The organism is Labrys sp. WJW (assembly GCF_001676615.1).
GTDB classification, from domain to species: domain Bacteria; phylum Pseudomonadota; class Alphaproteobacteria; order Rhizobiales; family Labraceae; genus Labrys; species Labrys sedimenti.
Genome location: NZ_LYXZ01000038.1, coordinates 68,701 through 89,870, shown reverse-complemented (window position 1 = coordinate 89,870; position 21,170 = coordinate 68,701). Strand labels below are relative to the sequence as shown.

Genomic DNA, 21,170 nt, shown 5'->3' with positions numbered 1-21,170 from the left:
GCGTCAGGAAATGTCGGGGTGCCGGCCGCCCTCCCATTGCCGGTCGCAGCGCGCAACACGCCAAAGCCTTGGCGGAATGAGGGCATTCCCGGCTTTGGCGATCTTGGCACGTTCCTTGCGGTTGATGCGACAGCCGCTCTGTTGGTCGCCTGGCAAGGCGGCCGAACCAGGAACGTTCAAGATGCGCATTCTGCAATATTCAAAGTGGGACTGGGTACCCGTCATGCTCGGAACCGCTCATTTCCTCGCCGTGATCGGGTTGTTTCTCGTCTTCCCGCATTTGTCCTGGTGGAGTTTCATCTGCTTGGCGTTGATCTATTCGCTATCGATATCCTGGAATATCAACAGTATATCGCACAACTTCATCCATAATTCGTTCTTTGCCAGCCAGACTCTGAACGTCGTCTTCAGCTTCATGCTGTCGATCACGCTCGGCTTTTCGCAAGCCATGTACAACTTCGTCCATATGCGCCATCACAGCGGCAATATGGACAGGCCCGACGAGGCCGGAAAAACCATCGACTACCTATCGATCTACAAGCATGGCCATGACGGCAAGCCCGAAAATGTCTGGGCCTATACCTTCCTCAGCTATTTCCGCGATGACCCGGCCGAAATCCTCCGGGCCATGGCGGTGCGGCGTCCGGGCGAGGCCCGGCAGGCCAAGTTCGAACTCGCCGTGATGATCGGCTTCTACCTGGTGCTGGCACTGCTCGACTGGCGCTTCATCGTCTGCATGCTGCCCTTCAACTATCTGGGCCAATGCCTGTCGTCCCTCAACGGCTACTACGAGCATTTCGGCGGCGACCCGGAAAAGCCGCTGGCCTGGGGCGTGAGCACCTATGAAAAGTTCTACAACTGGACCTGGATGAACAATGGCTATCACGCCGAGCATCACTACAGGCCCAAGGTTCATTGGACCAAGATGCCCGAGCTGCACCGCACCATTGCCGCGGATCAGGAACAGGCCGGCACGCGGGTGATCCGCCCACCCCATCCTCTCGGCTTCCTTGACGCCGATCTCGCCCAGCACTGACGCCCGCTCGTCGGTTCCAATGTGACGCGCCCGCCAAAACCCTCCTCAATCGAGACAATCCCGTGAATTACATCAGCCCCTCCCTCACGCGTACCACCACCAGTGCCTCCCTGTTCGAGACGGCGCGCCATGTCATTCCCGGTGGCGTAAACTCGACCGCCCGGGCCCAATGGTCAGGCTGGCTGCCTTATCCCCTGTTCGTCGAGAAGGGGGAAGGATCGCGGCTCGTCGATGTCGACGGCAATCACTATATCGACTATCTCCTCGGGCTCGGCCCGATGATCCTCGGGCATCGCCCACCCCAGGTGACCCGGGCGGTCGTCGACTTCATCGAGCAGCGTGGCACCGTCTTCGCCTTGCCGACGGCCGACGAGGCGGTCCTGGCCGAAAAGATCGTGGCCGCGGTCCCCGGCGTCGAGCAGGTACGCCTGTGCAATACCGGCACCGAGGCCGTGCTCTATGCCACCCGCCTGGCTCGGGCCTTCACCAGAAAGCGCAAGATCATCCGCTTCGAGGGCATGTATCATGGCTTTTCGGATGGGGTGTATTGGAGCAAGCATCCCCCGATCGACAAGGCCGGGCCCGATCATAGCCCCAAAGCGGTGGCCCAGGGTCCCGGCATGCCGCGCGGCGTGGAAGAGAACCTGATCATCCTGCCCTGGAACGACGCGCAGGTGCTGGCCGACGTTCTGGCCAAACACGGCGAGGAGATCGCCGGCATCATCACCGAGCCGGTGATGTGCAATACCGGCTGCATCCTGCCCAAGCCCGGCTACCTGGAGGCGATGCGCGATCTCGCCACCCGTCACGACGTCGTGCTGATCTTCGACGAGGTCATCACCGGTTTCCGGCTCGGCCTCGGCGGCGCCCAGGCGCGGTTCGGCATCCGGCCTGATTTGTCGGTGTTCGCCAAGGGGCTCGGCGGCGGCTTCCCGGTGGCGGCGCTCGGAGGCAGGAAGGAGATCATGAGCTTGGTCGCCGACGGCACCGTGTCGATGGCCGGCACCTACACGGCCAATGGCATTGCGGTCGCTGCCGCCAATGCGGCTCTGGACGAGCTCGGCCAAAGCGGGGTCTATGAGCGACTGGATGCCGTCTCGGATGAACTGAGGACGGGGCTCGACCTCGTCCTGAAGCAGGCAGGGTTGCCTGCCTACACGGTCGGTCTCGGCCCCTTGATGCAGGTGTGGTTCGCCGACAAGCCGATCCACAATTATCGCGACGCCGAACGCTACGCCGACCAGGGCCTGTTCCGGCGCTGGTTCGAGGGCATGCTGGAGCGCGGCGTGCTCTTCCATCCCGGCGCTTACGAGAACCTGTTCGTATCGACGGCCCACAGTAGCGAGGACGTCGCGGTGACGCTGTCGGCTGCAAAGGATGTCGCCGACAGCCTTGCTCGAACGATGTGATCGGTCGGGCCGTCCGGTGGCTTGCACCTGGCGGCCGGCCGCTTCCGGCCTGCTGCCACGTGCGATGGATTAGCCTTGCATCGCGCCCTCGAACACGAGGGAGCGATGGGCGGATACGCCGGCCATTACGCCGGCAGCCGAAGCCATCGTGGCATTCGCCATCATGCTGGTGACGTCGCCGGCGGCAAAGACACCCTCGACGCTGGTACGCTTCTGGTCATCGACGCTGACGAGAGGCCCGAGGGGACCGTCCTCGATCCGGCAGCCGAGCTGTTCTGCCAGCGGTGACGTCAAGCAGGTTCGCGGCGCAGTGAAGATGGCCCCGACCGGCACCGTCAGGCCATTGGTGCATCGGACGGCCTCGATCGCCGTGCCGGTGCCGATGATCTCGACGGCCGGGCTCTGCTCGACCTCGATGTTGCGAGCGCGGAACAGAGGGAGGAGGTCCTCGTCGGGCTCGAACCGCCCTTGGGTGAAATAGACCGTCGGGCCCCAATCCGACACCAGCACGGCCTGATGCGCCGACATCGGATGGTTGGCGATGACGCCGAGGCGGCGATCCGCGACTTCATAGCCATGGCAATAAGGGCAGCTGAAGATGGAAAGGCCCCAGCGCTCGCGCATGCCGGCGATCTCGGGCAATTCGTCCCCGACGCCGGTCGCCAGGATCAGCCGCCGGCCAAGGGCGATGCCCTTGTCTCCGAGGTCGACCTCGAAGACCGCTCCGCTCCGGCGTGCCTGCCGGGCCTGGCCGGCAAGGAAACCGAAAGTCGGATAGGCGGAGAGCTGAGCAAGAGCGGTGCCGATGATCTCGCGCGGCGGGCGTCCATCCTGGCCGAGAAAACCATGGGCGCTCTCCACGAAACGGTTTCGCGGCAGGCCGGCATCGATGAGCAGCACCCGGCGTCGGGCGCGGGCGAGCTGCATCGCCGCAGAGACGCCGGCAAAACTGCCGCCGACGATGATGACGTCGTGAGGGGGGCGGTCGGCATCGTCGAGGGGCGATGCAGTCATTGAAGCACCTATGTGTCGAGGTTGAAAAGCGGTTCGCTGGCGCGCCTGCCAGATATGTATCATTGAGAGTTACATGATAGCTCGGCCGACGAGGAACGCAACTTTTATTGTTACGAGACGCAATTCCGGTTATCACTGATGGCGGCAGCCCATCATCGCCACGGTGCGGTAGCCGGTCGGGAATGCTGCAAGGAAAGGGGACAGAATGGCTCGCGACAGCCGGTTGTCACGCATGCTCCATGTGCTGCTTCATATCGACCAGGCCGAACGCGGACTGACCTCGGACGAGATCGGCAGGATGCTCGACACCAATCCCGTGGTGATCCGCCGCACCATGGCGGGCCTGCGGGAGCAAGGCTATGTGACCTCGGAGAAGGGCCATGGCGGCGGCTGGAAACTGGCCCGGCCTCTCGGTGAATTCACCTTGCTCGATGTCTATGCTGCCATCGGCGAGCCACCCATATTCGCCCTGGGTCTTGCCGAGGACCACGCGCAATGCCTGGTCGAGCAGGCGGTGAATGCCCGCCTCGACGATGCGCTCGGTCAGGCGCGCCAACTGTTGCTCGATCAGTTTGCCAAGGTCACGCTGGCGGATCTCTCCGCCGATTTCCAAGCCCGCCTGGCCACTCATGGCGACCGCCGGTGCGATGCGCATCGGGAGGAATGCTAGAACGGCCGTTGTGTGTGCGAGGAGGGCTCAACCCGCCTTCTCCGCATCCATCCGTCCCGGTGGGCTGCGGACGAACGTGTCCTGTGCGCCAAGCACGCGTCCGTCCTGGGCGCGCAGCTCAAGCCTGCGCACGGGGAGGGCGGTCTTCGTGTCCACCAGCAGCACATGCGCCTCGTCCGGCTCGAAGAAGAAATCCTCCCCCCATTGCCGCAGGGCGACCAGCACCAGGAACAGGCCGCGGCCCTTCTCGGTCAGGATATATTCGTGATGGGGGCTGCCATCGCCGGCGGGCACCAGATCCATGATGCCATGGCTCACCAGATTGCGCAGACGTGCCGAGAGAATGTTCTTGGCCAGGCCGAGATTCTTTTGAAATTCTCCGAACCGGCGCAGGCCGTCGAAAGCGTCACGCACGATCAGCAGCGACCACCAGTCGCCGATCGCATCCAGCGGCCGGGCAACGCCGCATAGGGATTGCTGGTGGCTTATCCGCTTGGCCATGACATTCGTCCATCATTCTCGTTCACCCGGCGTGGGCTCCCGTCTCGCAACATATCGGTTGCAAACTGAAACCACAAGGTCTAATCCTTTCGTGGTTTCAATCTAAAACCATGAAGGCAGATACTCCCATGATCGAGGCGCAGGCCACCTTCGACGACACCTTTCCATTCGCCCCGCGCTTCACCGACGCGGCCGGCTTTCAAATGCACTATGTCGATGAAGGCCCCGGTGATGGCGAGCCCATACTGTGCCTGCATGGCGAACCGACCTGGGGGTATCTTTTCCGCCACATCATCCCTGGCCTGAGCCGAACGCATCGCGTGATCGTTCCCGATCACATGGGCTTCGGCAAGAGCGAGACCCCGACAGGGCGCACCTATTGGCTGCAGGATCACATCGACAATCTCGAGCACTTCGTCCTTGCACTCGACCTCGGCAATATCACTCTCGTCATGCATGATTTCGGCGGTCCCGTCGGCATGGGGCTTGCCGCGCGGCAGCCGCAGCGGATCCGCCGGATCATCTCGGCCAATGGGCCGACGCCCTTCGGGCAGGCCGATCTCGTCGAGCGCCTCACCGCCAATGCGTCGGCATCGCCGTGGTTCCAGTGGATTGCTCAGGCCCATGCCGGCGGCGTGCTGAGAAGCGTGCTTGGCCAACTCGGCTTCAACATTTTGAGCACGTTGAAGCTCAACGGCTTCGAGAACAATGCCGCCATCACCGATACCTGGCTTTCGGCCTATGGCGCGCCCTTTTCGGAGCCGGCCGAATGCCTGGGCGCAATCGGCTGGGCCGCGGGCTTTGCCCTTGGCATCCACCGGTTCGAGCAACCCAGCCTGGCTGCCATCGAGATCATCCGCGACAAGCCTGCCTTGGCGATCTGGGGGGAGGCGGATCGCACGCTCCAGGCCGACCATTTCCTGCCCTTGTTCTCCGAGCTTTTCCCTCGGGCGCCCATCGAGCGGCTTAAGGGAGTAGGGCATTACTGCTTCGAAGATGCTCCGGACACCGTCGCCGATCTGATCCGCGATTTCATTCAGCGATCCTGAGGCCGCGTAGTTGCTCCTGTAGTGATCATTCGACAGCACCGCGACGTTCCTGCATGCGGATGCTCCCAGCTCTGCGAAGGGACGCGGCGACAGCGCATGCGAGGCGTAAGGTCTGCCATATCGAGGCCATGCCGCCAGGCTAGAACGGCAAGAGATCTTCCGAATTTTTAAGATGCACGAATATATATAATATATTGAAAAATATGATGTAATTTGCAATTCTTGCCATATTGGATCCGGCGGCGAGGCCGCCGGGGCAGAGTCCGGCAGGACAGCGTTCGATCGGTTTATCGGTGATCAAATGCCGCGATGAGGAATTCGTCATGCCCGCAGGCCAGTTCAAGCCCTTCCTGCCTTTCCTGGCCATCGCCATGCTGGCGCTGGCGGCTTGTGCCTCCAATGCAGCGCAGCCGGGACAACCTCCGGCCTGCGTGGCGGCGGCGGCGCAACGTCTGGTCGGCCAGCCCAGGCCAAGCGATGACGAGGCCAGGAAACTGACCGGCGCCCGGATTGTGCGCCAGATCAAGCCGGGCCAGGCCGTCACCTTCGATTTTCGTCCGGACCGGGTCACCATCACCACCAACCCGGCGACCGGGCGGGTGGTCAGCGCCGGCTGCGGCTGATGAAAGGCCACCCTTCCACCGCTCGGACGGGGCGATGTGGCGGTCTGGCTACATCCAGCTCCGGCCGTCGCCGCTGGAGCAGCCATAAGGCGGCAGGCGGTCTCCAAAACGCTTTTGCAACTGGTAGCAGCCCCATTTGCGCAAGGCCATCGGCATGCGGCTGTTGAGTTCGATGCCGACTTCGTCGAGCGGGTCCTTGGCGGCCGTCACATAGTCATACCAGCGATAGCCGGCCGTGCCGACGATGGCGATGACGGCCACCACCACGATCATGACGAGTTTTCGCAATATCAGCATATCAAATACCTATGGCCTGATGAAATCGAAGGAAGGTTGGCTCAGTTTCCCGTGCCGAGCATGGAAGAACGGAATTTCTGTTGCAGTGCCATCACAGCCTGTCCCTTGGCGTTGAAATCGTTGAGCAGAGGCTGCAGGGATGCCAGGGTCTTCTGATCCTTGGTAGTGATCATCATGCCGGTGACTTCGAGCTTGTCCTTGTGGCTTGCGATGAAATCGGAGAGCTGCAACGCAGCGGCAATCATGTCCTGGACCGGCGGCAGCATCTGCTTGACGCTGCTGGCCACGTTCGTCACGTCACGCTCATAGGCCCTGTCGAAAACGGCCTTGAGATCCTCGGGCTGCTTGAGCTGAGCCTTTGCGGCACCGGCCTTGGCAAGGGCCTGGTCGATGGCGCCACCGAGCTCTCCGATGAGATTTTGCACTGCGACCAGATCCTCGCGCCGTGACGCCAGATCGCTCATCGAACGGATGGAGCCCTTCGCCATGATGGCGCTGAAGCGCTGCTGCAGATTGCCTGGCTCACCGGACGGGCCTGCCGCGAAGTCGGTGATGATGGCGTAATCCTTGACGTAGGGACCGAAGGCGTCCTTCTGATTGCCGCTCAGTTGCGGCACATGAGCGCCGGGCTTGTCGAGAATGCGGGTCTGCAGGAATTCGATGAACTCCTTGCGTTGGCTGGGTTCCTGGTCCCCGCAGGCGGAAAGGGCAAGGCAGAGCAGAATCCCCAGAAAAGCCATGGGGCGGACAAACGAGTTCATACTGTCGATTCCAGGTAATTCGAATTGAGTGCTTTGAAGAAAAATTCCAGAAAGAACATTGAAATCATAGAAATTTCACCCTCTGGAAGCAGTAGGGAGAAGGTCGAGGGTGAGAAGGCAGGACAAGCGTACCTAGCATGCCATGTCGTTCATTCAAGCTCTGTGCGCTACCAGTTCGGCTTGCAGGTTTCAGCATCGGGCGACATCTGAGCCCCGACACCTGCAGAGTTGTTCATCGAACAAGATCACATTGAGGCTTCCATGCATGACGACATCGCTGCGACATTGCTTTCCTCGACGGTTTCTGCTCCCGGTGCTTGTTTCGTCAGCGAAATCTGGAGCGCTGTCGGCGGGGATCCTGCGCATCTCAGCCATCTGACGATAAGCGGTGCCGGCGCTCTCCCCTCGATATTCCACGTCACCGATCTCGCCAGCGCTGCGGTAGGAGCCGCCGGCCTCGCCGTCGCCGAGTTGGTATCGCTGCAGCGGGGCAGATTCCCTGCCGTGCAGGTCGATCGACGGCTGGCCTCTTTCTGGTTCCTCACCTCGCTACGACCCCAGGGCTGGTCGATGCCGCCGCAATGGGATGCCGTGGCCGGCGATTATCAGGCCGCGGATGGCTGGATCCGGCTGCATACAAACGCCCCGCATCACCGCGAGGCGGCCCTGGACGTCCTAAAGTCAGCAGCCGATCGCGAGGTGGTGGCTGCGGCCGTGAGGCAATGGCAGGCAGAGGCGCTGGAGACGGCCATCGTCACCGAGAATGGCTGTGCCGCAGCCATGCGCACGCTCGAACAATGGGCCGATCACGCGCAGGGAAGGGCCGTCAATGCGGAGCCGCTGCTGCATCGTAGCAGCAGCACCGGCGGTAACCGACTGCGCGCGACATTGTCGGCTGGCCGGCCCTTGCAGGGCATCCGCGTGCTGGACTTGACGCGCATTCTTGCCGGACCCGTCGCAACGCGCTTCCTCGCGGGGTTCGGGGCCGAGGTCCTGCGCATCGATCCTCCTGGGTGGGAAGAACCGGCCACGGTGCCGGAGGTGGTGCTCGGCAAACGCTGTGCCCGGCTCGACCTGAAAAACCCGGATGGCCTGCATGTGCTCGAGCGGTTGCTCACCCAAGCGGACATATTCGTTCACGGCTATCGGCCCGATGCCCTGGCCCGCCTCGGGCTCGGCTCCGCGCGCCGCCGTCACCTCAATCCCGGGCTGATCGATGTCTGCCTCGACGCCTATGGCTGGAACGGGCCGTGGCAGGGGCGTCGCGGTTATGACAGCCTGATTCAGATGAGCACGGGGATTGCCGACGCAGGCATGCGGGCGTCAGGGCGCGATCGTCCGACACCGCTGCCGGGACAGGCGCTCGACCATGCCACGGGCTATATCCTGGCCGCAGCGGCCGTCCGCGGCCTGGTGGAGCGGCTGCAGACGGGGCGGGGATGCGAGGTTCGGGGATCGCTGGCGCGAACGGCTCGCCTCCTAGTTTCAAATGGAAACCAGGACAGTATGGAAGCGTTGGCACCCGAACAGCCCGCCGACTGGTCCGACCTTGTCGAGCAGACAGGCTGGGGCCCAGCCCGGCGTATCCGCCCACCGGTTGCGATCGCGGACAATCCCGCGGCATGGGATTTACCCGCATCGAAGCTGGGATCGTCTGCGGCGGCCTGGCTCGCCGACAAAGCCTGACGCATCAGCAGCAGTATGTTCGTGCCCGAATACTGCTCACGGCACCGAAGATCCCGGTTCTAAGGCCTGGCCAGCGATGCGCGCTTGTGGGCTGGATGGTTCCAATAGGTCGTCTGGCCCTGATAGGCCGAGACGCCGGCAATAGCCGTGGTCACCATGGCCACTGCGAGCGTCGCGACGGTGCAGGCGGCGAAACAGTACTGGCGACGGGCAATCCTTCGGCCCGCTTTCCCGGCCTGGGATTGTCCCTCGATAAGGTCCAGCAACGTTTCTTTCCGCACCAAGATCTTGCCCTCGAACTGCCGACATGACGTAACGACAAGGCAGGACGCGGCAGGGCTCGTCAGTGCGATTTCGCACATTGCGACCATCACCCGATCACAATGGCTGGAAAACAGCTGGAACCAGGCTGCGGGCGACGTTTGACAAGGCACCATCGCGGAACCCGCACGGCGCGAGTTTCCCTCCGGTGCCCCGTCCTGGGCGCGATATCGCGGCTCTTAAAAGCCCATGCCACCGCCGCCCGGCATGGCCGGTGGGGCTTCCTTGCCGGGCAGTTCAGCCACCAGCGCCTCGGTGGTGATCAATAGGGCTGCGATCGATGCTGCCCCCTGCAGGGCCGTCCGCACCACCTTGGCGGGATCGATCACGCCGGCTCGGACGAGATCCTGATATTCGCCCGTATAGGCATTGTAGCCCCAATTATAGCTGTCCTTTTCCAGAAGCTTGCCGATGATGATGCTGGCGTCGGCACCGGCATTCGCCGCGATCTGCCGGGCCGGCACTTCGATTGCGCGCCTGACGATGTCGATACCGGTTTTCTGGTCGCTGTTGCCCGGTTTCAGGGTGCCCAGGGCGCCGAGCGAGCGCAGCAGGGCCACGCCGCCGCCGGGCAGGATGCCTTCCTCCACGGCCGCACGGGTCGCATGGAGCGCATCATCGACCCGGTCCTTGCGCTCCTTGACCTCGACTTCGGTGGCACCGCCGACCCGGATCACCGCCACGCCGCCCGCCAGCTTGGCCAGGCGCTCCTGCAGTTTCTCGCGGTCGTAGTCGGAGCTGGTCTCCTCGATCTGAGCGCGGATCTGGCCGATACGGGCCTGGATCTCCGCTTTCTTGCCGGCGCCGTCGACGATCGTGGTGCTTTCCTTTTCGATCACCACCTTCTTGGCCTGCCCGAGCATTGGCAGCCCGACATTCTCGAGCTTGATGCCGAGATCTTCGCTGACGACGGCTCCGCCGGCGAGGATGGCAATGTCCTCGAGCATGGCCTTGCGCCGGTCGCCGAAGCCCGGCGCCTTGACGGCAGCGACCTTCAACCCGCCACGCAGCTTGTTCACCACCAGGGTAGCAAGCGCCTCGCCTTCCACGTCCTCGGCGATGATCAGCAGAGGACGGCCGCTTTGCACGACGGCTTCCAGCAAGGGCAGCAAGGCTTGCAGGCTGGAAAGCTTCTTTTCGTGGATGAGGATGTAGGGCTCTTCGAGCTCGGCCCGCATCTTCTCGGCATTGGTGACGAAATAGGGCGAGATGTAACCCCGGTCGAACTGCATGCCCTCCACCACTTCGAGTTCTGTGGTCAGCGCCGTTGCTTCCTCGACGGTAATCACGCCCTCATTGCCGACCTTCTTCATCGCCTTGGCGAGGAACTCGCCGATCTCGGCATCGCCATTGGCCGAGATCGTGCCGACCTGGGCGATTTCATTGTTCTTGGTGACCTGGCGGGCGTGGTTCTTGAGATCGGCGACGACGGCTTCCACCGCCATGTCGATGCCCCGCTTGAGATCCATGGGATTCATGCCGGCGGCCACTGCCTTGGCCCCCTCTCTGACGATGGCCTGGGCCAGGACGGTGGCTGTGGTGGTACCGTCGCCGGCGACGTCCGACGTCTTGGCGGCAACCTCGCGGACCAATTGCGCGCCCATATTCTCGAACTTGTCGGCGAGTTCGATTTCCTTGGCGACGGTCACGCCATCCTTGGTGATGCGGGGAGCACCGAAGCTCTTCTCGATGACGACATTGCGACCCTTGGGGCCGAGGGTCACCTTGACTGCATCTGCGAGCAGATCAACGCCCCGCAACATCTTCTCACGCGCTTCGGATGAAAACTTCACGTCCTTGGCAGCCATGACAATTTCTCCCTGGAATGGCTCGACCCTTCGGCAAGACCGCACATTTTTGCGCTAACGTGTTGGTTCGGTGCGGTCTTGCGGTTTGAAACGTCTCCCTCAAATCGCGACATGCCCGAGCGAAGCGGGAAATCCCCAAACCGAACTTTTTCTCTAGATCCCATTTTGACGGGTTTTATTGGTCGAGAAGTCTATCAACTTTTTGGGAGAAGCGCTTTAGCCAGAATACTCCCTCGGTCGACCTTGGCGTCTTTCCTGGTTTACCGCGCAAAATCATTGAGACGGAAGAGCCGGCCGATCGTGATCGCCCTCTAGCGCCGGCAAAGGAGGCGAAAAACATTGAAGAGGCTGGCTCGGTGCACGATGCAGGAACGCACCACCGACGGTGCAATGATCCGGCGCGGAGCGCAGAATGACCACTTCTTGGTGGGGAGAAGCAGGGGTATTTCGCATTTCACCTGATCTGGCGGTTTGCCAAGCACGATCGAGGGTGTAATGCTGCCTGAGTTCCACGACTCGCAAACAACATACATTCCCGAATGAAGCCCCCGTCCAAGCCTTTCTTCGTCGAGGTCAGGCGTTCGCGATCGATTCCGGCCCAGGCCCAGCCCTCTCCACCCCCGCGACCGACGTCGTCCTGGGAGGATACGCCTGAGCCTGCCGGTGCGCGATCCAAGGCCTGGCAACATGCTGAACAATTCTTTCAGCCTCGAGCCTCCGATCCTGCACCCGAGGCCGAACGCCCGGTATCCGCTCCTGTGGAGCCTGCGCCCGTTCCTGCCCTAGTGCCGGTCGAGCGGCAGGACGAGGTTGTCCAAACCCAGGCGCGCGATGGGAAAGGCGACAAGGCCGCCGTTAAACGCGGCCAGAAAGTGGTGAAGGCTCCGATGCCTCAGCCGGAGGAAGCAAAGGCTGTTCCGGCAAAGAAGCCTCGCAGGGCCAAGGCACCACAGGAAGAACGGCTTTCCATAGATACGCGGGCAGCGCCTGATGCGAAGGCCCCGAACGGCCTGGAACCGTCGCCGTCCGCCAATCAGCCGGAAGAAACGAAGGGGCGGCTGCGCAAAGCGCCCCCCGCCTCGAATTCGCTTCCGGACGAGACCTCCGCCGAGGATGCGACTGAAGAGGGGGGGCGCAGGCCTTTGTCGGCACGCGCTGCCCGCTCCGCCGCCAAGCCGGCTGAACGCTGGACCTGCCGGCTGCGGCATGTCCGCCGGAATCTGGGCTCGGGCCGTATCGGACAATTACGCTCATAGCCCTCCGGGGGCATCGCCTTTTGAGCGGCATTGCTGATACGATCCATCAGCTTGGTGGGTCGTGTTTGCCTGTGTCGATGCCGAGGAAGCCGAAGCTTCGGCAGTCCGGCAAAGCGGGGATGACGGTGCACACGGAACAGGGCATCCTCAAAGTCTCGATCGCCGTCACCATTTTCGTGGCTGGATTCGGCGTGGTGTTCGGCCTGCTCTCCGGTTCCTTTTCCATCGTCTTCGACGGCGTCTACATGCTGGTCGATGCCAGCATGAGCGGCCTTGCACTGATCGTGGCCAGCCTGATTGCCACCAATTCGTCTCCCGCCACCGCCGTGGGCAAGCTGCATGAGCGCTTCACCATGGGCTTTTGGCACCTGGAGCCGATGGTTCTCGGCCTCAACGGCGCCATGCTGATCGGGGCGGCCATCTATGCGATGATCAATGCCATTGGCAGTCTGATGGTTGGCGGCAGGGATCTGGCGTTTGGATACGCCATCCTCTATGCCGCCGTGGCCTTGGCTGCCTGCATCGGCATGGCGGTGTTCGAAACCCGCATGAACCGGACCATACGCTCCGATTTCGTCGCGCTCGATGCCAAGGCCTGGATCATGTCGGCCTCGATCACCGGGGCGCTTCTCCTTGCTTTTTGCATCGGCTATGCGATCGAAGGCACACGCTTCGATTGGCTCACACCCTATGTCGATCCCGCGGTCCTGCTTCTGCTCTGCCTGGTCATCATCCCCTTGCCGGTTTCGACCGTCAGGCAGGCCCTGTCCGAGATCCTCCTGGTGACACCGGCCTCTCTCAAGGACCATGTCGACGCCGTCGCCAGGACCTTCGTCGCCAAATATGATTTCCTGACCCACAAGGCCTATGTCGCAAAGGTCGGCCGGGGGCGGCAGATCGAGCTTTATTTCATCGTGCCGCCCGGCCGGCCCGCCATGCGCCTGGAGGAATGGGATCGCATCCGTGACGAGATCGGCGAAGCGATCGGCGGCGAAAGCCGGGATCGTTGGTTGACCATCGCCTTCACCACAGATGTCGAATGGGCGGTGTAAAATGAGCCGAGGGCGTCAGCCTGGCTCCCGGTTTCGCACAGCACTATGAAATATGTTCATTATTTCTATAAATATCAATTACTTATATTTAAGTTCTAATATCTTGAATAAAATCCTTCAAGCCAGGATCCTGGCCTTGAGCCATAGGAAGAGCGGCAGGCGGGTCCACTGTTCGAGGCGGTCTGCATTCGCCGTGTCGGGAATGGGCTCGCGCAGAGCCGTGATCGCCAAACCTGCCTGCGAGAGGGCGGCGACATAGTTCTCGAGCGGCTGCGACCAGCCGGCGAAGTGCATGCGAAGCCCGTCATGCTCTTCTTCGCCTTCGAAGCGAACCCGGCCGTAATAGCTGCCTTCCAGGATGAAGGGCGCATCCGGCCCAGGGCCTGCGAAGCGGCCACGGTCCCGAAAGGGGTGTACCAGCGATATCAGGAACTCGCCGGTCGGCTTGAGAACACGCCGGGCTTCTGCGACGGCCGCCGGCACATCCTCGACATCCATCAGGACATTATAGGCCACCACCAGATCGAAGCTGGCAGCGGCGAAGGGCAGTTTTGCAGCCCCTGCAACAGCGTAGGCGTCGGCCGATTCTGCCTGCCGCGCGGCATCGACCATCGGCGCCACGGCGTCCGTTGCCGTCACATGGTAGCCCAGCTTACGCAGTTCGCGACTGACCCGGCCCTCGCCGCAGCCTATCTCCAGGGCCTTGCCCCGACCGGCGCCGATAAAGGCGAGCAAGGACTGGCGATAGGCCCAGAAAGCGTCGTGGCCGGGCGAACGCGCCCAGGCGATCCACTGTTCGGCGATACGCGTCCAATGGGCCTCGTCCGCTGAACGGTCCATTTCGTCTCACTCCGATCGGATTGTGCTGATTCGAAGGGAGAAGCCTAAAGCAAACGGCATTCTTGCGGGAAGGGCCGTAACCTGACCCTCTGTTGCCGCTTCTTTGTGCGCGATGACGATCCCTTCGATATCTCCGGACAACTGCAGGGCCCGTGGAATGATCCGGGCGATCCCTGCCTTTCTCATAGACCAAGCGTCAAAGCAGCGCGGTTGCCGCATCATGCGATGAAATTGCTTGCGGGCACGACAGCGCTTGGCGCAAGGACAATCGGGAAACGGCCGGCAGTCATGGGCTCCACGATGCAGCGGTCAGGTCTTGGCCACGAAATTGCTTGGGGGCAGCGGTCCATGGTTCAGGTCATCAGGCAATCGGGCGACGTACTGGTGCTCGGTGCCGGCATCGTCGGCGTTTCGGTTGCTCTGCATCTTCAGAAATTGGGGCGATCCGTCGTTCTCGTCGACCGCCGTCCTCCGGGCGAGGAAACCAGCTACGGCAATGCGGGTCTGATCGAGCGGGCCAGCGTCATTCCCTACGGCTTTCCGCGTGAGCTCTCGACGCTTCTCCACTATGGGCTGAATCTTTCCGCGGACGTGCGCTACCACTGGCGTTTCCTGCCCAAGGCTCTGCCGTGGCTCGCACGCTTCTGGTGGGAATCCTCGCCCAAGCGGCTGCGCCGGGCTGCCCTCGATATGCTGCCCCTGATCGAGCATTCGGTGGAGGAACATGCCAGGCTGATGGCCGACGCAGGCATTTCCGAACAATTGCGCCCGACTGGCTGGATGGAGGCCTATCGTACCAGCGGGGCCTTCGAGAAGGCGTGCTCGGCCGCCAGGCAGCTCGACGAGTTCGGCCTGCACTATGATCTGCTAGCCGCTTCCGCACTGCGTGAGAGGGAACCGAGCCTGGCGGGTGTATTTGCGGGAGCGGTGCATTGGCGCGATCCCGCCACGATTGCCGATCCAGGCCGGCTGGTAAAGGACTATGCCGCGCTTTTCAGCCGCAAGGGCGGCACCTTCGTCGAGGCCGACGCAACCGCCCTGAAGCAGGAAGAGGATGGCTGGAGCCTGGAGACGCCGGAGCGTCATTATCGCTCCCGCGAGGCCGTCGTTGCCCTCGGGCCATGGTCGGACCGGCTCTATACGAAATTCGGCTATCGCGTGCCGCTCGCAGTCAAGCGCGGCTATCACGTGCATTTCAAGCCGGCACCCGGCGCCGTCCTCAATCGACCCATCGTCGACATCGAGCGTGGTTATCTGCTGGCACCGATGACCCGGGGCATCCGGCTGACGACGGGAATCGAGTTCGCCTCGCGCGACCACGCGCCGACGCCCGTACAGCTCGACCGGACCGAGCCGCATGCCCGCGAAGTGTTCCCGCTTGGGCAGCGCGTCGAGGATGCGCCCTGGATGGGATCGCGCCCCTGCCTGCCGGACATGCGCCCTGTGATCGGGCCGGCGCCGCGCCACAAGGGCCTCTGGTTCGCCTTCGGCCATAACCATCATGGCCTGACGCTCGGTCCAGCCACGGGGCGGCTGCTGTCGGAAATGATGGCGGGATTGCCCACTTTTGCCGATCCGACGCCCTTTGCAATGAATCGGTTCGGTTGAAAGATATAGGGAGTGCCAGCCGCTACCAGCGCCGTTCAGCCATGGGCACGCTTTGGCCCAAGCGGCAAGGTGCTGCGGATCTTGGCGAAGAGGGCGGCTGGCAGAACCGGCTTGTGCAGGAGGGGGATGCCGCTGGCCTCCGCTTCGCGCAGCCGCTCGGGCGCGGTGTCACCCGTGATGAGGATGGCGGGCAGGTCGGGGATCTGTTCCCGGAGGATGGCTATCGCTTCCGCACCGGTCCGCTGCTCGCGTAGACGGTAATCGCAGATCACCAGATCCGGCGCCAGGCGGCCGAGGCTAAGCCGCGCCTGCTCGATGCCCTCCACTGCCTCGCACCGCGCGCCCCAGGTTTTCAGCAGGCGCAACATGCCTTCACGAACGGCTTCGTCATCGTCGATGACGAGGATCCGGCACGGTCTGCCCAGCGTCGTGTGGTCGTTCGCGGACGCGAACGGCTCGGGATCGGCGTGCATGCCGGACCGTCCGGCTGCAAGTGGCAGGATAAGAGCGAATTTGCTGCCACGGCCGACCACCGAGCGCAATCGCAATTCATGATTGGCGGCCCGGGCGAGACGCTCGGTGATGGCCAATCCCAGGCCAAGCCCTTTACGACGATCGCGCTCGGGGTTGCCGAGCTGATGGAATTCGCGAAAAATTTCCTGCTGGTTGTCGGCGGCGATGCCGATTCCGCTGTCCCAGACCTCGACATGCACCTGATCGGCACGGCGTCGGCAGCCGATCAATACGCCGCCGCGTTCGGTGTAGCGAATGGCGTTGGAGATCAGGTTACGCAGGATCAGCTCCACCAGTGCGGGGTCCGATTCCACCATGACATCGGTATCGCGCTGGCGGTAGACGATGCCCTTCTCATCCGCCGAAGGGGCAAGTTCGGTGCCGATCCTGTTGAGCAGCGGCTGGAGCTCGAAACAGCGCTTGCTCACCGTGACCACGCCCGCTTCCAGCCGGGAGAAATCGAGCAGTGTGTTGAGCATGTCGCCCGAGGCGATCGAGGCGGCGCGGGCATTGTCCAGGATCTCGCGCTGCTGCGCCGTCAACTGGCCACGGGCGAGCACTTCCAGGAACAGGCCCTGGGCATGGATGGGTTGGCGCAAATCGTGGCTGGCGGCCGCCAGGAATTTCGATTTGGCCTGGTTTGCAGTTTCGGCCTCAAGGCGGGCAGCCTGGGCGATCGCCGTCTCCTGGCGCAGGCGCTCGACCAATTCGTTGTTCTCGAACCGCAGCTCCGCCAATTTCTGGAAGGTCTGCGACGCGCTTCGCGCCGAAGCGATGATGGCAATACAGAACAAGACGCTGCCGATCGCCATGCCCCAATACATGGGATCGCCGAGCGTGACCAGTTTGAGGGCAAGCATGGCGATGAACACGACCGAATAGCCGACAAAGGCCGGCAGCACGGGCGCCATGAAGGAGAGGGAGCCAGCCTGGATGCCGGCCATGAAGCACAGAAGCAGGGCGATGGCGAGGGGAGAAGCCTGATCAAAGGCGATCCAGGGCAATATGCCCCGCAGGATGCCGATCGCCGTGGCAAGCAGGATGGTATAGCGCTGGTAGCGGCCAGCCTCGGCAACAGGATCCGGACTGTCGCGGAAGCGATTGGCGAGCAGGCGCAGAAAAGGCACGGGGAGAAAAGCGCAGACTGCCCAGATCGCCAAGGGAAGCACGGGGGCATTCAGGGCAAAGATGACGGCCATCGCCGCATTGCCGATACCGCCGATGATGAAGGCAAACGGAGCCGTGCCAAGCATGAAGCGAAGCTGCTCTGCAGCGATGCGAGCGGGAACCGGCTTGAACAAGAGCGCTGCCATTCAGCGTATCAGGCCGCGTTCGCGGGCCACAGCCACCGCCTCCGCCCGGCTGGCTACGTCGAAAGCCGCCAGCAGGGCCTGGACGTGCACACGCACCGTATTTTCCGACAGGTTGAGATGCCGCCCGATCACCTTGTTGGAATAGCCCCGGCCCAAATGGTCGAGAACCTCGTATTGGCGCGGGGTGAGCTGGGCCTGGCTTCTGGCGACCGGATGGGCAACCTCGCTGGGGCCCGACTCTCCTCGCAGGGCGCCTTCGACGGTAGCGACGATACGATCGGTCGGCTCGGCCTTGGACAGGAAAGCCGCCGCACCCTTGGCGAGGGCTTCCGCCCGTGTGCCGACATCGTCATGCGAGGTGAGGATGATCACCGGTGCGCCCGGCCAGCGTCGCCTGAACACGGCCAACCCTTCCATGCCGCTGAGGCCAGGCATCTCGATGTCGAGCAGCACTGCATGAGGCCGTACCTGGTCCTCGGCAATGGCCTGGGCGATCGAACCGGCCTCACGGATCATGGCATGCGGCAGGCCTTGCTCGAGCACAAGGCGCAAGCCAGCGCGCAAGAGCGAGTGATCGTCGATCAGGAGCAAGTGCAACGGTGATGGGGCGTGCATGACACCCTACTTTAGGCTAGTTGCTGACCTTAGACCATTAGTCCATCCAGACTAGTCCAAGACAGACTATGGAAAATGAGCTAAGAGTTTTCTAAAGTCGCTTTGACCAACGAGTTGGAGTTGAATGGAGCAACTAGGCGGGATTGGTCTCACGACGAGCTTGCCAGCCATTACGGCTAAGGCGCTTGCCGCAAGAGAAGCGGACGAGTGAGGTTTTCACCTCATCGATCTTCGCCGATCCAGATCAAGCGGGCTGCCCTTCCAATGGTGGCCGGCGTGACAGGGTGGCGCACTATGTACTTCGACAATTCGCTGCCGAAGTTCTCATGGTCCATTTTCTTGCTGAAAGACCCCTCCCGTGGAACCGATACCCACTCCCCATGCTCCCGAACACGACCGGCAGGGTGTGCCCTGGACGATTGCCGTCATCGACGAAAAGCAGCTCACCCGTAGCTGCCTGATACACAGCCTCATCTCTGCCGCCCCTGCCTTTTCTGCCTTGGGATATGCCAGCTTGGCGGATTGGCACCAGAGTGAGGAAGGCTACGGGCCCTGCATTGTCCTGTTTTGTGTCACGGGTCAGAAGGCAACCGAGGCGATCGCGGAGCTCGATCTCGATTGTGTGGCCCATCATTGCGGCGACGTTCGGGTGATCGTGGTTTCCGACATCGAGGATCCCCGGCTGGTCGTGGCGGCTCTCGGCAAGGGGGCCCGTGGCTATATCGGCATGAGCTCCAGCCTCGATGTTGCCCTGGCGGCCATACGCCTGGTGGCGGCGGGTGGCATCTTCGTCCCGGCAAGCGGCCTGCTTCCGTCGAAGTCACGGGCCGATTTCGGGAGCGAGGAAAGCCAGGATGAGGGCCTGTCTCGGCAGGCGGCCTTTACACCCAAGCAACTGGCGGTGATCCAGCGCCTGCGCCAGGGCGAATCCAATAAGATCATCGCCTACAAGCTCAATATGGAGGAATGCACCGTCAAGGTGCATATCCGCAACATCATGCAGAAGATCCGGGCGCGCAATCGCACGGAAATCGCCTATATGACCAATAATCTTTTCGACGGCGACGCTCACTGATCCAATCGGAAGGGCGACCGAACTCGAGACCGGCTGCGGTCGCCTGAACCGTGACATTGCAGGCTTCAGCAGGTAGCCGCTTCGACGATGCGGACGCCGGATCGCCGGGCCCGCGTAACCAGGTCCGCACAATCCTTGCCGCCCGGAAAGGCAATCACCACGAAGGGCTCGTAGAAATTGAGCATATGCTCGTTGCGCAGCGGTCCCGCGGATGTGCCATATCTGAGCCAGGACGCGCGCTCGACAATCGACCTGACCCGATGGGCAACCGCCCATTTGGCGGCCAGCAGGTCGGCACCACGCTTGCCGGCATGAACGATACGAAATTCCCCCTCATCCGCCAGAAGGCGATCCAGGATGGCGAAGACGCGGCGTTGGTCGATAGCCTCGTCGCCACAGACGAGGACCGTCCTGGGCTTGGCTGGCGGCCCGCTCATGGTTTCCTCGCCCGGAGCCGGCGCGAGATATCTATTGTGCATGTCGATCGTCATGGGTGCCACCGGCGGGACCTGCGACCGTGTTGGATCGCAGTTTTTCTATAGTCATGATGCGCGTTGGCGCATTTTCTTGAGCAGAACGTCTTCGATCTCCAGAGCACAGCGCGTTTGGACGGAAACGCCGCATTGCTCTCACTCTTTGGTTCGACGCGTCTTTGTGATGCTTGGCGTGGCCGCCAAATCGCAAAACGCTTCAGGGCGTCTTCTCAGACCTTCCTTGCCCGCCATTAGATCGGCCACCGGCGTGACAGGGGTGTGATCCGATTGTCCGGAACCCAATACCGCTCGACGGAGGCAAGGCGAGCGAAGGCCAGGCTCGTTCCGCCAGTGCCCCATCAGCGCCCAACTCTCCTGTCATCCTTGCGGTGTAATCGAGATTTGATCTCCTTCATTCCCATTCCATTGGTATGCGCCGCCCTTGCTGAGTATCGCCGACGCCCTCATCCACTCCCTGACATCGATCATCCTCGCCCTGGCAGCCATCCGCGTAACGGGCATCGTGGCCCTGACGGCGGCGGGCCTGCTGGTAGTGGGGGCGGTAGCAGCCAAAATCCGGCGAAGAAAACGCGGTTGACGAGCTTGGGCTGGGTCAGTGCCGGCACTATGCGCGCGGAAGGACTACCGAACCCGGTCTTCGGCCGTCAGATCAGACTGATAGGACGCCAGAACCTGCCGCATCTTGCGCCCCAGCAAGAGAAGAGCCGCCAGGCCGGCGCAAAGGCCCATGCCGAAGGTGACGATCTGCAACGTGGACAGGTGACCATCGAGGCCCGCGCGCAGTCCGGCACCGGCAGCGACCTGCAGGGCGATTCCAGGCAGAATGCCAAGCCCGGTCGCGACCAGGAACGGGCCGAAGGCCGTCGACGTCGAGCCGAACATGAAGCTCATCAGGCTTGACGGTGCGATCGGCGCGAAACGGCATAAAAGCACGATACGCCAGCCACTTGTCCGAATGGCTTCACGAAGTGCATCCAGCAGGTGCCAGCGCCGGGTGAGCCGATGGCCGTAGCGGCGGCCAGCCACCTGGCCGAGCCAGTAGGCCACGGATGCGCCAAGGATGGATCCGATCAGCGCAAGCGGGATGCCGTAAAGACCATAGGCGGAACCGGCCACGATGCAAAGCGCAGGCCGGGGCAGCAGCGAGACGGCACTGACGAAGAAGAGCAGCAGCATCAGGGCCGCTCCCCACTCGCCGGCAAAGCTCAATAGATCCGCCTGCATGCCCA

Annotated in this window: 21 protein-coding genes; 10 read left to right on the top strand and 11 right to left on the bottom strand. The window is 62.6% G+C overall.

The window, feature by feature from the left end; all coding sequences use genetic code 11:
• Window positions 1–181: 181 nt before the first annotated feature.
• Together BA190_RS22430 and BA190_RS22425 are read left to right on the top strand one after the other, a co-directional pair.
• Window positions 182–1,036, top strand: coding sequence for a fatty acid desaturase (locus BA190_RS22430; RefSeq protein WP_068292513.1), 855 nt, complete (start codon window positions 182–184; stop codon window positions 1,034–1,036).
• Between the two features lie 62 nt (window positions 1,037–1,098).
• Complete coding sequence (locus BA190_RS22425) at window positions 1,099–2,445, top strand: aspartate aminotransferase family protein (RefSeq protein WP_068292507.1); 1,347 nt, start codon at window positions 1,099–1,101, stop codon at window positions 2,443–2,445.
• Window positions 2,446–2,514: 69 nt separating this feature from the next.
• Here the strand turns inward: BA190_RS22425 and BA190_RS22420 are convergent, their stop codons facing one another.
• Window positions 2,515–3,459 carry an NAD(P)/FAD-dependent oxidoreductase gene (locus BA190_RS22420; RefSeq protein ID WP_068292505.1) on the bottom strand — a complete coding sequence of 315 codons (945 nt, stop codon included), beginning with the start codon at window positions 3,457–3,459 and terminating at the stop codon, window positions 2,515–2,517.
• Between the two features lie 205 nt (window positions 3,460–3,664).
• On the opposite strand from BA190_RS22420, the gene BA190_RS22415 reads away from it, so the two are divergent.
• Window positions 3,665–4,129 carry an Rrf2 family transcriptional regulator gene (locus tag BA190_RS22415; protein ID WP_068292502.1) on the top strand — a complete coding sequence of 155 codons (465 nt, stop codon included), beginning with the start codon at window positions 3,665–3,667 and terminating at the stop codon, window positions 4,127–4,129.
• A 27-nt stretch (window positions 4,130–4,156) separates the two neighbouring features.
• Here the strand turns inward: BA190_RS22415 and BA190_RS22410 are convergent, their stop codons facing one another.
• A complete protein-coding gene (locus BA190_RS22410) occupies window positions 4,157–4,630 on the bottom strand; it encodes a helix-turn-helix domain-containing protein (RefSeq protein ID WP_068292499.1) in 474 nt (157 codons plus the stop codon).
• A 110-nt stretch (window positions 4,631–4,740) separates the two neighbouring features.
• Here BA190_RS22410 and BA190_RS22405 point away from each other — a divergent pair, with 110 nt between their 5' ends.
• Entirely contained in the window at window positions 4,741–5,679 is a 939-nt protein-coding gene (locus tag BA190_RS22405) for an alpha/beta fold hydrolase (protein WP_245314903.1), read from the top strand.
• Between the two features lie 323 nt (window positions 5,680–6,002).
• On the top strand, window positions 6,003–6,302 hold the full coding sequence (locus BA190_RS22400) for an I78 family peptidase inhibitor (RefSeq protein ID WP_068292590.1): 300 nt from the start codon (window positions 6,003–6,005) through the stop codon (window positions 6,300–6,302).
• Window positions 6,303–6,350: 48 nt separating this feature from the next.
• On the opposite strand, the gene BA190_RS22395 is transcribed toward BA190_RS22400, so the two are convergent.
• On the bottom strand, window positions 6,351–6,599 hold the full coding sequence (locus BA190_RS22395) for a hypothetical protein (RefSeq protein ID WP_245314901.1): 249 nt from the start codon (window positions 6,597–6,599) through the stop codon (window positions 6,351–6,353).
• Window positions 6,600–6,640: 41 nt separating this feature from the next.
• Entirely contained in the window at window positions 6,641–7,360 is a 720-nt protein-coding gene (locus BA190_RS22390) for a DUF3053 family protein (protein ID WP_068292491.1), read from the bottom strand.
• Between the two features lie 261 nt (window positions 7,361–7,621).
• Between BA190_RS22390 and BA190_RS22385 the strand changes: the two genes are divergently transcribed.
• Window positions 7,622–9,046, top strand: a complete 1,425-nt coding sequence (locus BA190_RS22385; RefSeq protein WP_068292489.1) for a CoA transferase — start codon at window positions 7,622–7,624, stop codon at window positions 9,044–9,046.
• 59 nt (window positions 9,047–9,105) lie between these two features.
• Here the strand turns inward: BA190_RS22385 and BA190_RS36085 are convergent, their stop codons facing one another.
• Together BA190_RS36085 and groL are read right to left on the bottom strand one after the other, a co-directional pair.
• Window positions 9,106–9,312: a hypothetical protein gene (locus BA190_RS36085; RefSeq protein ID WP_156771656.1), complete on the bottom strand. Its 207-nt coding sequence runs from the start codon at window positions 9,310–9,312 to the stop codon at window positions 9,106–9,108.
• Window positions 9,313–9,546: 234 nt separating this feature from the next.
• Entirely contained in the window at window positions 9,547–11,175 is a 1,629-nt protein-coding gene (gene groL / locus BA190_RS22375) for a chaperonin GroEL (protein WP_068292483.1), read from the bottom strand.
• Window positions 11,176–12,550: 1,375 nt separating this feature from the next.
• Between groL and BA190_RS22365 the strand changes: the two genes are divergently transcribed.
• A complete protein-coding gene (locus BA190_RS22365) occupies window positions 12,551–13,483 on the top strand; it encodes a cation diffusion facilitator family transporter (protein ID WP_371260370.1) in 933 nt (310 codons plus the stop codon).
• 117 nt (window positions 13,484–13,600) lie between these two features.
• Here the strand turns inward: BA190_RS22365 and BA190_RS22360 are convergent, their stop codons facing one another.
• The gene (locus tag BA190_RS22360) at window positions 13,601–14,323 is read right to left on the bottom strand and encodes a class I SAM-dependent methyltransferase (protein ID WP_068292478.1); all 723 of its coding nucleotides are present in this window, start codon (window positions 14,321–14,323) and stop codon (window positions 13,601–13,603) included.
• A 348-nt stretch (window positions 14,324–14,671) separates the two neighbouring features.
• Here BA190_RS22360 and BA190_RS22350 point away from each other — a divergent pair, with 348 nt between their 5' ends.
• A complete protein-coding gene (locus tag BA190_RS22350) occupies window positions 14,672–15,931 on the top strand; it encodes an FAD-binding oxidoreductase (protein ID WP_068292472.1) in 1,260 nt (419 codons plus the stop codon).
• Window positions 15,932–15,966: 35 nt separating this feature from the next.
• Here BA190_RS22350 and BA190_RS22345 read toward each other — a convergent pair whose 3' ends face one another.
• Window positions 15,967–17,757, bottom strand: a complete 1,791-nt coding sequence (locus tag BA190_RS22345; RefSeq protein ID WP_068292469.1) for a hybrid sensor histidine kinase/response regulator — start codon at window positions 17,755–17,757, stop codon at window positions 15,967–15,969.
• The gene (locus BA190_RS22340; protein WP_068292466.1) at window positions 17,758–18,372 is read right to left on the bottom strand and encodes a response regulator transcription factor; all 615 of its coding nucleotides are present in this window, start codon (window positions 18,370–18,372) and stop codon (window positions 17,758–17,760) included.
• Window positions 18,373–18,730: 358 nt separating this feature from the next.
• On the opposite strand from BA190_RS22340, the gene BA190_RS22335 reads away from it, so the two are divergent.
• Complete coding sequence (locus BA190_RS22335; RefSeq protein WP_156771655.1) at window positions 18,731–19,447, top strand: response regulator transcription factor; 717 nt, start codon at window positions 18,731–18,733, stop codon at window positions 19,445–19,447.
• A 65-nt stretch (window positions 19,448–19,512) separates the two neighbouring features.
• Here BA190_RS22335 and BA190_RS22330 read toward each other — a convergent pair whose 3' ends face one another.
• Window positions 19,513–19,938 (bottom strand): SLOG family protein, encoded by a 426-nt coding sequence (locus BA190_RS22330; protein WP_068292461.1) that lies wholly within the window; start codon window positions 19,936–19,938, stop codon window positions 19,513–19,515.
• 424 nt (window positions 19,939–20,362) lie between these two features.
• On the opposite strand from BA190_RS22330, the gene BA190_RS36080 reads away from it, so the two are divergent.
• Window positions 20,363–20,518, top strand: coding sequence for a hypothetical protein (locus BA190_RS36080; RefSeq protein WP_156771654.1), 156 nt, complete (start codon window positions 20,363–20,365; stop codon window positions 20,516–20,518).
• Window positions 20,519–20,562: 44 nt separating this feature from the next.
• Here BA190_RS36080 and BA190_RS22325 read toward each other — a convergent pair whose 3' ends face one another.
• A complete protein-coding gene (locus BA190_RS22325) occupies window positions 20,563–21,117 on the bottom strand; it encodes a TVP38/TMEM64 family protein (RefSeq protein WP_162275181.1) in 555 nt (184 codons plus the stop codon).
• Between the last annotated feature and the right edge of the window lie 53 nt (window positions 21,118–21,170).